Source organism: Micromonospora ureilytica (assembly GCF_015751765.1).
GTDB classification, from domain to species: Bacteria; Actinomycetota; Actinomycetes; order Mycobacteriales; family Micromonosporaceae; genus Micromonospora; species Micromonospora ureilytica.
This window is the reverse complement of record NZ_JADOTX010000001.1, coordinates 2,605,778-2,618,573: the sequence shown is the minus strand read 5'-3', so window position 1 is coordinate 2,618,573 and position 12,796 is coordinate 2,605,778. Positions and strand designations below refer to the sequence as shown.

10 protein-coding genes are annotated in these 12,796 nt (G+C 71.8%); 7 read left to right on the top strand and 3 right to left on the bottom strand.

Annotated features, from left to right (window positions below; genetic code table 11):
- Window positions 1-447 precede the first annotated feature (447 nt).
- Together IW248_RS11710 and IW248_RS11705 are read left to right on the top strand one after the other, a co-directional pair.
- Entirely contained in the window at window positions 448-1,008 is a 561-nt protein-coding gene (locus IW248_RS11710) for a hypothetical protein (RefSeq protein WP_196926989.1), read from the top strand.
- A 917-nt stretch (window positions 1,009-1,925) separates the two neighbouring features.
- Entirely contained in the window at window positions 1,926-2,345 is a 420-nt protein-coding gene (locus IW248_RS11705) for a protein-tyrosine phosphatase family protein (protein WP_196926988.1), read from the top strand.
- Between the two features lie 169 nt (window positions 2,346-2,514).
- Here the strand turns inward: IW248_RS11705 and IW248_RS11700 are convergent, their stop codons facing one another.
- Window positions 2,515-4,809: an ATP-binding cassette domain-containing protein gene (locus IW248_RS11700; RefSeq protein ID WP_196926987.1), complete on the bottom strand. Its 2,295-nt coding sequence runs from the start codon at window positions 4,807-4,809 to the stop codon at window positions 2,515-2,517.
- A gap of 167 nt (window positions 4,810-4,976) precedes the next feature.
- On the opposite strand from IW248_RS11700, the gene IW248_RS11695 reads away from it, so the two are divergent.
- From IW248_RS11695 to IW248_RS11685, 3 genes are all read left to right on the top strand, one after another.
- Window positions 4,977-5,705 (top strand): MerR family transcriptional regulator, encoded by a 729-nt coding sequence (locus tag IW248_RS11695; protein ID WP_196926986.1) that lies wholly within the window; start codon window positions 4,977-4,979, stop codon window positions 5,703-5,705.
- A gap of 47 nt (window positions 5,706-5,752) precedes the next feature.
- Window positions 5,753-6,961 (top strand): D-alanyl-D-alanine carboxypeptidase family protein, encoded by a 1,209-nt coding sequence (locus tag IW248_RS11690; RefSeq protein ID WP_196926984.1) that lies wholly within the window; start codon window positions 5,753-5,755, stop codon window positions 6,959-6,961.
- A gap of 70 nt (window positions 6,962-7,031) precedes the next feature.
- Window positions 7,032-7,880 carry a peptidylprolyl isomerase gene (locus tag IW248_RS11685; protein WP_372432191.1) on the top strand — a complete coding sequence of 283 codons (849 nt, stop codon included), beginning with the start codon at window positions 7,032-7,034 and terminating at the stop codon, window positions 7,878-7,880.
- A gap of 120 nt (window positions 7,881-8,000) precedes the next feature.
- On the opposite strand, the gene IW248_RS11680 is transcribed toward IW248_RS11685, so the two are convergent.
- Complete coding sequence (locus tag IW248_RS11680) at window positions 8,001-9,038, bottom strand: LacI family DNA-binding transcriptional regulator (protein WP_196926983.1); 1,038 nt, start codon at window positions 9,036-9,038, stop codon at window positions 8,001-8,003.
- 240 nt (window positions 9,039-9,278) lie between these two features.
- Between IW248_RS11680 and IW248_RS11675 the strand changes: the two genes are divergently transcribed.
- A complete protein-coding gene (locus IW248_RS11675) occupies window positions 9,279-10,127 on the top strand; it encodes a M15 family metallopeptidase (RefSeq protein WP_307787913.1) in 849 nt (282 codons plus the stop codon).
- Here the strand turns inward: IW248_RS11675 and IW248_RS11670 are convergent, their stop codons facing one another.
- Window positions 10,128-11,315 carry a spore photoproduct lyase family protein gene (locus IW248_RS11670; RefSeq protein WP_196926982.1) on the bottom strand — a complete coding sequence of 396 codons (1,188 nt, stop codon included), beginning with the start codon at window positions 11,313-11,315 and terminating at the stop codon, window positions 10,128-10,130.
- Between the two features lie 194 nt (window positions 11,316-11,509).
- On the opposite strand from IW248_RS11670, the gene IW248_RS11665 reads away from it, so the two are divergent.
- Entirely contained in the window at window positions 11,510-12,781 is a 1,272-nt protein-coding gene (locus IW248_RS11665) for an RICIN domain-containing protein (RefSeq protein ID WP_231396280.1), read from the top strand.
- Window positions 12,782-12,796: the final 15 nt, after the last annotated feature.

Here is a 12,796-nt window from a genome sequence, read left to right as displayed (position 1 = left end):
CGATTCGCGCCGTCGTGGTCCGGCGTGGGTGGGTGGTTTGTCCGGTGGTGGGTGTTTATGGGTGGTGACCGGTCGCACCCGTGGGCCGGAATCATGGCCGGGCCGGGGTCGTTACATACCCTGACGATCGCAGCACCACCGACCCGCCGCCCGGCCCCTGAGGGCTTGTCGCGCAGGCTGGAATGCCGGCCTCCACCCGGTCGTTACAGTCCCCACGAACGACCGACGGGCACCGCCACGACGAGGGTGCCGATGGATGGGCCAACCCCGGAATGACCCCGGCCCCCCGGTCGTTACACATGGACCCGGCGCCACGAGCCCCCCGCTCGCAGGTCGCCGACCCCAAAGACTTTCCCCTTGTTAGTGCAGCGCCGGACGAGGTGCTCACACCCTTGCCGCCGCCCCCGTTGGCGGGTTGGGTGTTCTACCCCCGAAGGAGCTACCCCCATGAACACGATTATGCGTAAGAGCATGCTGTCTGTTGCTGGTCTGGCGTTCGCCGGTGGTGTGTTCGCCGGTCCGATCGCCGCCCACGCCAACCCGGTTGACGCTAAGCCGGTCGCGGTGGCCGTGCAGTCGGCGGCGCCGAAGCCGCAGGGCGACCAGTCCCACATCAGCCTCAACGACGAGCAGACCGCCAACGTCAAGGCGATCATCGCCGCAACGAAGAAGGCGGGTCTGCCTGAGCGGGCCGCGGTCATCTCCATCGCGACGAGCCTGCAGGAGTCGAAGCTGGAGAACCTGGGTCACCTCGGCGACATGAACGACCACGACTCGCTGGGCCTGTTCCAGCAGCGCCCGAGCTCGGGTTGGGGCACGCCGGAGCAGATCACCGACCCCGCCTACTCGACGACCGCGTTCCTGAAGGGCCTCAAGCAGGTTGACGGCTGGCAGGACATGCCGCTGACCCAGGCCGCGCAGACCGTCCAGGTCTCCGCCTACCCGGACGCCTACGCCCAGTGGGAGCAGCAGGCCACCGACCTCGTCACCCAGCACTGGAACAGCTGACACGCGAGACCGCACCACCCGCACGCCAGCACCAACGTGCCACCGCGCCCGCGAGGGAGCACCGCCGCACGACACCGGCCGCTGGCCGGCACTCCGTAACCTGGGGGTGCCGGCCAGCGGCCTTTCCGCTTCCTGCGGCAGGTACATGGTGCTGGCTGCGGACGCCGCGCGGCCCGGTGCCCGGCGTAAGCGGATGGCGCGGTCCGGGTGGTCGTTGCCCGTAGATCTTGGACAGTTTCCGTTCCGCGCGAACGGAAACTGTCCAAGATCTCGCGGAACCGGACCGAAGCGCGGCGCGGCGTGGCGTGGGGTGTCGTGGTGATGAGGGCGATCCGCGCGGCACAGCGATGGGACCCGGCGGTGGAACATCCGACGGTGCGGCAACGCGGTGCGCCACCGGCCCCCGGCCCCCGGCCACCGGCCCCCGGCCCCCGGCCCCCGGCCCCCGGCCCCCGGCCCCCGGCCCCCGGCCCCCGGCCCCGGCCACGGGCCGCGGCCTTGCCGGGCCGCGGCCTTGCCGGGCCGCGGCCTTGCCGGGCCGCGGCCTTGCCGGGCCGCGGCCTTGCCGGGCCGCGGCCTTGCCGGGCCGCGGCCTTGCCGGGCCGCGGCCTTGCCGGGCCGCGGCCTTGCCGGGCCGCGGCCTTGCCGGGCCGCCGCCCGCCGCCGCTAGGGTGCGGCGGCCGGGGTGGGTGCGGGAACAACGTTGGGGGTGGGCTGGTTGTGGAGGGTGTCGGTGTGACTCAGTGTCCCCGGGCCTCACCTAATATCGCCCTCGCGGAATACCGTTCGGCTGGAGCCGCGTCGTGCCACTCGCCGAGAGGCGACCTGCACACCGACACCAGCGCCGCCCCCGGCCCACCGGCCGGGGGCGGCGGTGTCTGTGCTCATCAGTCAGAGCGTCGCGGCACAATGTCCGGATGACTGACGCGCAGCCGTGGTCCGAGCAGTCGGGCGTACTCGTACTCCCCAGTGGGGCGACGGTGCGCGGACGCCGCGTCGCTGCCGTGACCTCGCCCGCCGACTTCGCCGTGCTGCTGGCACCTGGTGCGGAGCCGGCCTGGCCGCACCGTCGGATCCGGTGGCCCGATTTCTGGGTGCCGCTCGACCGCGCCGAAGCCCTCGACGCCCTGCGGGAGGCGCTGCGACGCGCCCACGACGGTCAACGTGTCGAGGTGGCCTGTCGGGGTGGGGTGGGTCGTACCGGAACGGCCCTGGCCGCGCTGGCGATCCTCGACGGTCTGCCGGTCGAGCGGGCGGTGCCATGGGTGCGGGCCGGCTACCACCCGAAGGCGGTGGAGACCCCCTGGCAGCGGCGTTGGCTGCGCCGCGTCCCCTGACGCTGCCGCCGGCGGCTGCCGGCCAGACCGCCGCCGCCTGATCGCCGCCAGACCGCCGCCGCTCGTACCAGCCACCCGTGACGCCGCGTCAGCCGACCGCCGCCGCTGGCACCGCCGGACCACGGCGCGCCCGTCGCTGCTGTGCTCCGGCCGGTAGCGGGGCAGCGGTTCAGCCGTGGCCGACCGCCACTGGGCCGGTGACGTACTCGCGGAGGTGCTTGGCGGTGAGGGTGTCGCCGGTGGCGACCAGCTGGGCCGGTGTGCCGGTGAAGACGATGTGGCCGCCGTCGTGGCCGGCGCCGGGGCCGAGGTCGATGAGCCAGTCGGCGTGTGCCATGACCGCCTGGTGGTGCTCGATGACGATCACCGTGTTTCCGGCGTCGACCATACGGTCGAGCAGGGCCAGTAGTTGGTCCACGTCGGCCAGGTGCAGGCCCGTGGTCGGCTCGTCCAGGACGTACGTGGTGGTCTTCTCGGCCAGGTGGATGGCGAGCTTGAGTCGTTGCCGTTCCCCGCCGGACAGGGTGGTCAGTGGCTGGCCGAGGCTGAGGTAGCCCAGCCCGACGTCGACCAGCCGACCGAGGACGACGTGCGCCGGACCACCAGGGAAGAACGCGTACGCCTCGGTGACGGACATGCTGAGGACCTGGTGGATGTTCTTGCCGCGCAGCGTGTACGTGAGCACCTCGTCGGTGAAGCGTCGTCCCTCGCACCGTTCGCAGACGCTGGCGACGCCGGCCATCATCGCCAGGTCGGTGTAGATGAGCCCGATTCCCTTGCAGGTCGGGCAGGCGCCCTCGGAGTTGGCGCTGAACAGCGCGGCCTTGACCCCGTTGGCCTTGGCGAAGGCGGTGCGGATCGGGTCGAGCAGTCCGCTGTAGGTGGCCGGGTTGCTGCGTCGTGAGCCGCGGATCGGGGATTGGTCGACGATGACGACCCCGGACCGGCCGCGCAGCGAGCCGTGGATCAGCGAGCTCTTGCCGGAGCCGGCCACGCCGGTGACCACTGTGAGGACCCCGAGTGGGATGTCGACGTCCACGTCGCGGAGGTTGTGCAGGTCGGCTTGGCGGATGGCGAGTTGCCCGGTGGGTTGGCGTACGGCGTCGCGCACTGTCACCCGGTGGTCCAGGTGCCGACCGGTGAGCGTGTCGGAGCGGCGCAGGCCGGGGATGTCGCCGGTGAAGCAGATCCGACCGCCGTCGGTGCCGGCGCCCGGCCCGAGGTCGATCACGTGGTCGGCGATGGCGATGGTCTCCGGTTTGTGTTCCACCACCAGCACGGTGTTGCCCTTGTCGCGTAGCCGCAGCAGCAGGTCGTTCATCCGGGCGATGTCGTGCGGGTGCAGGCCGACTGTGGGTTCGTCGAAGACGTACGTGACGTCGGAGAGGCTGGAGCCGAGGTGCCGGACCATCTTCACCCGTTGCGCCTCACCGCCGGAGAGGGTCGCCGACTCACGGTCCAGGCTGAGGTAGCCGAGACCGATCTCGACCAGGGAGTCCAGTAGGTCGCGGAGGTTGGCGACGAGTGGCGCGGCCCCCGGGTCGTCGACGGTGCGGACGAACGCGGCCAGGTCGCTGATCTGCATGGCCGAGCAGTCGGCGATGTTGTGTCCGGCGATCCGCGACGACCGGGCTGCCGCGTTGAGTCGGGTGCCGCCGCAGTCGCCGCAGCTGGTGAAGGTGACCGCGCGGTCGACGAAGGCGCGGATGTGCGGTTGCATCGACTCGCGGTCCTTGGCCAGGAGGAGCCGCTTGACCTTGACCGCCAGACCCTCGTACGTCCAGTTGTTGCTGCCCACCTTGATTTTGGTGGCCGGCTTGTGCAGGAAGTCGTCCCACTGTTGCGGGGTGAAGTCCTGGAGTTTGACGTCCGGGTCGAACAGGCCGGAGCCGACGATGGTCTGCCAGTACCAGGAGTCGACAGCGAAGTTGGGCACGGTGATCGCGCCGTCGTTGAGGGAGCGCTCGACGTCGACCAACTCGTTGATGTCGAGGTCGGAGACCCGACCGAGTCCTTCGCAGGTGGGGCACATGCCCTCGGGCAGGTTGAAGCTGAACGCTCCGGCGCCGCCGATGGACGGCTGGCCGAGGCGGCTGTAGAGGATCCGCAGCATGGCGTACGCGTCGGTGGCGGTGCCGACGGTGGAGCGGGAGTTGACGCCCATCCGTTCCTGGTCGACGACGATGGCGGCGCTGAGGTTGCGGAGCGAGTCGACGTCCGGCCGGTTGAGGTTCGGCATGAACGACTGGAGGAACGCGCTGTAGGTCTCGTTGATCATGCGCTGGGACTCGGCGGCGATGGTGCCGAAGACAAGTGACGACTTGCCCGACCCGGAGACACCTGTGAAGACGGTCAGCCGGCGTTTGGGGATGTCGACCGAGACACTGGCGAGGTTGTTCTCCCGCGCTCCGCGTACCTCGATCATGTCGTGGCTGTCGGCGGCGGACCATGCTGGCTGCGACATGCGAACCCTTCACGGAATTGTGGCGGGACTTTGGCCCCGCCGGGCACTGGCGGGTTCCATTGTCTCATTCATCCTCATGTAGATACTTCTGGTGAACGGCAAGCGCACACGAAGGCACTACGCCCCGTAAAGTCTCAAATCACGTCGTAAGCGGTACGGTGGCTCGCGTGGACGTCGCCTCGAAGGATCGACTGCGCGCCGTGGACCTGGCGGCCACCGTCGGGATCTCGGTGCAGCAGGTGCGCAACTACGTCGAGTTGGGGGTGCTGCCGCCGGTGCGCCGCACCGCGAGCGGTTACCGGATCTTCACCACGGAGCACGCACGGGCGCTGACCGTGGCGCGGCGGTTGGCCGAGGGGCACGGCTGGAGCCGTACCCGGGAGATCATGGCGGCGGTGCACGGGGGTGACCTGCCGGCGGCCCTGGCGGCGCTCGACGGCGGCCACGCCGAGCTGGACCGGGAGCGCGCCGAGATCCGCCGGGTGCTCGGCGCGTTCGAGACCGTGCTGGCCGGTCCACCGGCGGCCCGGCCCGCGCCACGCCACGGCGCCCGCATCGGCGAGGTCGCCGCCCTGGTCGGGGTCCGGACCTCGCAGCTGCGTCTGTGGGAGGAGCGCGAGCTGCTGCGGCCGGGCCGCACCCCGGGCACCAACTACCGGGTGTACGACGAGGCGGAGCTACGCGCGGCGCAGGTCATCGCGTTGCTGCGCCGAGGCGCGTACCCGTTCGAGATCATCGCGGCGGTGCTGGGCGAACTGCGGACCACCGGCAGTGCTCAGCGGGTCCGCGCCGAACTGGGCCGCCGCGAGCAGGAGCTGCACACCCGTAGCCTGCGTCGACTGCGGGGCAGCGCCGCCCTGCACGACTACCTGCGCGGCCGCGGCGACGTGGGTTGACCGCCATCCCGTCCCGTCGGGCGATCGTCCTGACTAGGGTCGGGCACATGAGAGCTGCGCTGCTGGCGGCCACGACGTCCGCCGTCCTGCTCGCTCCCGTGCCGGTGGGTGCGACGGGAGCGTCCGCCGCGCCGACGGTGCGCTGCCCCCGGGTCCCGGCGTCGGCGGCGTCCCGCCCGCCCCGGCCGTCGCCCCCGCCCGCCGTCCCCGCGCAACGGGTGGTCGGCGGCGCGGCGCTGGACACGGCCGGCCTGGTCGTGCCGGCCGGCGCCACCGCGCCGCCGCGGGTCACCGCCACGTCGTGGCTCGTCGCCGACCTGGACAGCGGCCAGGTGCTCGGCGGCTGCGGCCCCCACGAGTACGGCACGCCGGCGAGCGTGCAGAAGCTCCTGCTGGCGGCCACCATGCTGCCCAGGCTCGACCCGAAGCAGATGGTCACCGTCACCGACGCGGACATGAACATCGAGCCCGGCTCGTCGGCCGTGGGCCTGGTCGCGGGCGGCCGGTACACCATCGAGACCATCTGGCTCGGGTTGCTGCTCAACTCCGGCAACGAGGCCGCCAACGCGCTGGCCCGGCTCGGTAGCGGGACGGACAGCGCCGCCGGCGTACGCGCCATGAACGAGCGGGCACACCAGCTCGGCGCGCTCCAGACGCACGCGGTCACCCCGTCCGGGCTGGACGGCAAGGGCCAGTTCACCAGCGCGTACGACCTGGCGCTGATTGCGCGGGCCTGCTTCGCGGAGCCGACCTTCCGCCGGTACGCGCTGACCGAGCAGACGTCGATTCCGGCCCAGCCGGCGCAACGCACCAAGGGCTTCGAGATCCAGAACGAGAACCAGCTCATCTACCGGTACCCGGGGGCGCTCGGCGGCAAGACCGGCTTCACCGACCTGGCCCGGCACACCTACGTGGGGGCGGCGGAACGCGGCGGACGGCGGCTGGTGGTGACAGTGCTGGGCGCCGAATCGGCACCGGTACGCGGCTGGGAGCAGGGCGCGGCCCTCCTGGACTGGGGCTTCACGCTGCCCCGGGACGCCGCGGTGGGCCGGCTGGTCGAGCCCGGCGAGCTGACCGCCACCCCGTCGGCGGCACCGTCCGCGCTGGCGGCACCCGGCGCGCCCCGGCCGGCGGCGGCCAGCGGACCCGCGCGTACCGGCTCGGGGTGGCTCTGGTCGGTGATCGTGGTCAGCGGCGCGACGGTGGTGGCGTTGTGGGGCGGCCTGCTGTGGCGTCGGCGCCGTCGGATGCCCTGACGGATCGACATCGGGCGCTGCCATCCATAGACTCCGGTCTTTCTGGCACCACCAGTCCAGGAGGATCCCTGTGTCGAGTGAACTCGAACCGCGCCCCGCAGTGGCGGCACCCCGCCGGCCGGTGCGCGCCCTGACCCGCCTCGCGGGGGTGACAGTGCTCGCCGGGGCGCTGGTCGTCGGCGCGTCCGCCACCGCGCTCGCCGCGCCGGGCCCGTCGACCGGCGCGGAGCGCGTGTCCGCCGCGCCGCTGGCCGCTGTCGACACCGCCGCCCGGCCGCCGCGCACCACCCACGGCCCGTGCGCGTACACCGAGACCCCGGACGAACCCGCGGCCCGGCCGGTGCCGCTGCCGCCCGACCCGCGACGGACCCCGGCCCGGGGCAGCGTCCGGGTGACAGTGGCGACCAACCACGGGCCGATCGGGTTGACTCTGGACCGGGCCGCCGCGCCGTGCACGGTGCAGAGCTTCCTGCACCTGGTGAGCAAGCGCTTCTACGACCGCACCCCGTGCCACCGGCTCACCGCGTACCCGACGCTGAGCGTGTTGCAGTGCGGTGACCCGTCCGGCACTGGTGAGGGCGGCCCGGGCTACCGGTACCGCGACGAGTTGCCGACCGACCTGCCGCCCGCGCCCACCGACCCGACCGGGGAGCGCCGGGTGTACGCCCGGGGCGTGCTGGCCATGGCCAACGCCGGGCCGGACACCAACGGCAGCCAGTTCTTCCTGGTCTACGCCAACTCCGCGTTGCGCCCCAACTACACGATCTTCGGCGAGGTCGACGGGGCCGGCCTGGCCACCCTGGACCGGATCGCCGCCGGGGGAGTGGCGCCGACCGCCGAGGACCCGGCACCGGTCGACGGCGCGCCCGCGCTGCCGGTGACCATCCGCAAGGCCGTCCGCTGGCACCACCACCACTGACCGTACGGCGCGGTGGGTGACCGTCGGGCGCTCACCGCGCCACCGGCCGGGCGGTGCCGGCCGGAATTATCGGGAACGGACCGGAACGGGTCCAACCGGTTTCCGACGCGGTTCCGGCCGTCACGTCGAGGCGGGCGACCCGGTCGTCGGGGCGGCGGTGCTGTCGCGAACGACCATCTCGGTGGCGAGTTCCACCCGGGGCGAGTCGATGCCCTCGCCCTGGGCCAGGCGTAGCACGGTCCGGGCGGCCAACCGTCCCATCTCGACCAACGGTTGGCGCACGGTGGTCAGCGGCGGTGAGGCCCAGCGGGCTTCCGGCAGGTCGTCGAAACCGACAACGCTCACGTCGTCCGGGACGCGGAGCCCGCGGCGTCGGATGGCCTCGTAGACACCGAAGGCCATCTGGTCGCTGGAGGCGAAGATGCCGGTCGGCGGGTCGGCGAGGTCGAGCAGCGCGGTCCCGCCGGAGAAGCCGGAGGCGTGGTAGAAGTCGCCCGGGTAGATCAGCTTGTCGTCCACCGGCACCCCGGCGGCCTCCAGCCCGGCCCGGTAACCGTCGAGCCGCGCACGGCTGCACAGCAGGTGCGTCGGCCCGGCCACGAAACCGATGCGCCGGTGCCCGATCGCGAGCAGATGTTCGGTCGCGGCGAGCCCGCCGGCCCAGTTGGTGGCGCCGATCGTCGGCACGTCCATGGCCGGCACCCCGGCCGGGTCGACGACCACCACCGGCACGTTGAGGCGACGCAGTTGCGCGTGCAGCGGTGGGCTCAGGTGCGACGTCACGAAGATGACGCCGTCGGTGGCCCGGGTGCGCAGGTTCTGCAACCACTGCCGGGCCGCTGTGGGCTGCCGGTGGATCGCGGAGACCACGGTGCCGACGCCCGCGCCGTGCCCGACATCCTCCACGCCCCGGATGATTTCCACGGCCCAGGGGCTGTCCAGGTCGTTGAAGACCAGGTCGACGAGACCGGCACGACGAACGCTGCGGCTGGTGCGACGCCGGTAGCCGTGGTGGCGCAACAACTCTTCGACCCGCTCGCGGGTGTCCGGGGCCACATCGGAGCGGCCGTTGAGCACCCGTGACACGGTCGGCACCGACACTCCGGCCTCCCGTGCGATCGCGGTGATGGTCACCCTGCGTCCGTCGTCCGCGCCCACCCGCGTCTCCTTCACCGAGCCGGAGGGACGACCACAAGACGGTCGCCCACCGTGTGTCCCGAAACGGCGTGCCCGCTCCACGGGTCATCTTGCCTCACGGACGGGGGTCGACGACATGCCAGGTCGACCGAAGCTTCGTTAGATTTGCGGAAAAGTTCCGGAGCTTTTCCGGTTACTTTCGGCCGATGGGCCGATTGGATCCTGGGATGGTGACCCCAGCTGGGCTGATAGACAGGAATCGTGCGCTACCGCCTGGCCGCCGTGCTCGTGCTCGCGCTCGCCGCGCTGCTCGGCGGCTGCTCGCGGCCGGAGCCCCGACCCGCGCCGGCCGCGCCGCAACCGACGTCGGCGAGCCCCACACCCGCGCCGACCCCGTCCACCTCCGCCGCGGCACCGCTGCCAGGGTTCGTGGTGCTGACCGACCTCGACCCGCGCATCCACGCCGACATCCGCTACGCGACACCGCACAACTTCGTCGGCCGGCCGATCACCGGCTACCGCGAGCCGCTGTGCCTGCTCACCCGGCAGGCGGCCGAGGCGTTGCGCCGCGTACAGGACGCCGCGCTGGCCGGTGGGCACAGCCTCAAGGTGTACGACTGCTACCGCCCGCAGCCAGCGGTGGACGACTTCGTCGCCTGGTCGAAGCGCCCCGCTGAGCAGCAGACCAAGGCCGAGTTCTACCCGGACCTCGCCAAGAACCGGCTCTTCGCCGACGGTTACATCGGCGCGCCCACCGCGCACAGCCGCGGCAGCACCCTGGACCTGACACTGGTCGACGAGCCCGCCGCCAGCCAACCTCCGTACCGGGTCGGGCAACCGCTGGTCGCCTGCACCGCGCCGCGTGGGCAGCGCTTCGCGGACAACAGCATCGACATGGGTACGGGCTTCGACTGCTTCGACTCCCGGGCGCACACCGCCGACCCCCGCATCACCGGGCCGGCGCGGGACAACCGCCGGCTGTTGCAGCGGCTGATGACCGACGCCGGGTTCGTCAACTACGACCGTGAGTGGTGGCACTACAGCCTGCGCGACGAGCCGTACCCGGACACGTTCTTCGCGGCCCCGGTCGCCCGCCCCTCGGTCGGGTGATCAGGTCCAGTAGAGGATTCGGCAGGCCGGGACGCGGGCGGTCAGCTCGGCGGTGAACCAGTCGCGCAGCTCGGTCATCTGCTCGCGGGGGTAGACGTACTTCACCGCACCGAACTTGCCGTGCTTGCGGGTGCGGGACTCCTCGTCCATCTCCAGTCGGGTCCGCGGGTACCAGCCGAGCAGCACCTCCTTGCTGCCAGGCGTGAACCGGTGGGTGATCAGCTCGGCGGTCAGGTCCAGGCCCGGCACCCCGTCGACCGCCGCGCGGACCTGGTCGAGTAACTCGCCGTAGTGCTCCCGCCAGTCGGGCAGCGCGATGATCGGTGCGATGGTCAGCCCGACCGGGTAGCCGTCGAGGGCGAGCCGCCGCAGCGCGGCCAGCCGGTCCGGCACCCGGGCGGTGCCGCCCTCGAACCGTTCGCTCACCGGGGCGCAGTTGACGCTGAAGCGGACCCGGGTGCGGCCGGCGTGCGGCAGCCCGACGAAGGTGTCCACGTCGGCGTACTTGGTGGTCCAGCGCAACTGCACTGGCGCGTCCCAGTCGGCGAAGTGCTGCACCGCCCGCCGCCAGCTGCCGGTCAGGTGTTCCAGGGCGAGCGGGTCGGTGTAGCAGGACGCCTCGAAGGTGGTGCCCTCGTCGGCGCGCCGCGCGTTGCGGCTGGTCACCGTCCCGCGCCCGGCGTACGCGTTCAGCCCGGCGAGGATGTCGTCGAGGTCCGCGTACACCCGGGTCACCGGTGGGCCGGACAGGGATCCGGCGAGGTAGCAGTACTGGCAGTGCGCGGGGCAGCCCTCGGCCAGATCGACCCGCCAGTCGGCGCTGGGCGCGATGGGTTGCAGGACACGCCGCGAGGGTGGGCTCACCACGATCGCCATTGTCGACTTGGCTCGGGCGTACGTCTCCCGGTCGGTCTGCCCGCGTACCCCGGTGAGCCGGTTCGCGCGCAGGTGTTCCACCTCGATGCCGAGTGCCCGTACCCGCTCGACGATCCGTTGGCCGTGCGGGTGGTCGAGCGCGGCGGGGGTGGCCACCACCCGGCTCGGGGTCCAGCGGCGCGCCGACCGGGCCGGCGGCGCGAGGCCGGCCAGGTCGCGGGTCGGCACCCGCTCGCCGCTGGCGTCGTGCGGCGCGGCGGGCACGTCAACGGCGAGCGGCTGGTCTACGTCGACGGCGTCCGGGCTGGTCATCCGGCCGGGGTACCCGTTGCCGCAGGAATCCCACCCGATCGGCGGCCCCGCGATTGACGCCGCCCAACCGGAGCGCATAACCTCTCATCTATCTGTAAACCTTGTGAACAGATGCACATCGACGCGGCGGCGCGCGTCCCGACCGAAGGGACGATCAGGTGATCGCAGAACTCTCCTCCCGTACCAGACAGATCTTGTCGTTGTTCGTCGCCCTGGTCGTCGCGTTGACCGCCGGCCTCGCGGTCAACGCCTCGCGTAGCGCCCAGGCCGCGCCGACGTTCAAGGTCCTGGCCTTCTACAACGGCACCTGGGACGCCGCGCACATCGACTTCGTCAAGGACGCCCGCGCCTGGTTCCCGCAGGCCGCCGCCCAACACGGCTTCTCCTGGGAGGCCACCAACAACTGGGGCCTGCTCAACACCGCAAACCTGGCCCAGTACAAGGTCGTCATGTTCCTGGACGACGCCCCGCCGACCGCGCAGCGGGCCGCGTTCCAGCAGTACATGCAGAACGGCGGGGCGTGGCTGGGCTTCCACGTCAGCGCGTGGACCGACAACCCGTCGAGCTGGAGCTGGTACTACAACACCTTCCTCGGCACCGGCTCGTTCCAGACGAACACCTGGGGACCCACCCGGGTCACCATGCGCGCCGACAACCGCACCCACGCCGCCACCCGGAACCTCCCGGCGACCTTCCCGTCGTCGATCAGCGAGTGGTACTCCTGGAGCAACGACCTGCGGCAGAACCCCAACATCGACATCCTGGCCTCGGTCGACCCGTCCAGCTTCCCGGTCGGCACGGACCCCAACCAGTCCTGGTACGGCGGCTACTACCCGCTGGTCTGGAGCAATCGGCAGTACAAGATGCTCTACGCCAACTTCGGCCACAACGCGATGAACTACAGCACCAACACCGGGCTGTCCTCCACCTTCGACAGCGCGCAACAGAACCAACTGCTGATCGACGGGCTGCACTGGCTCGCCGGCGTGGGCAGCGTCCCGCCGACCACGCCCCCGCCGTCCGACGGCATCTCGCCGACCGCCTGGCACACCGCTGTCAACCGGGCCAGCGGCAAGTGCGTGGACGCCCGCGCCGCCGCCAGTGCGAACGGCACGGCCATCCAGCAGTACGCCTGCAACAGCAGCACCGCGCAGCAGTACCAGTTCGTGCCGACAAGCGGCGGGTACCTGCGGGTCAACAACCGCAACAACAGCGCCCAGGTGATCGACGTGACCGACCGGTCGACCGCCGACTCGGCGAAGATCCAGCTCTGGTCCTACAGCGGCGGCAACAACCAGCAGTGGCGGGCCGAGTCCGAGGGGGGCGGCTACTACCGCCTGGTCAACCGCTCCAGCGGTAAGTGCCTCGACGTGCCGGGAGCGTCCACGGCGGACAGCGTCCAGCTCATCCAGTACACCTGCAACGGCACCGCGGCCCAGTCCTTCCGCCTGGTGCCGCAGGCATAGCTGCACTACCGCGTC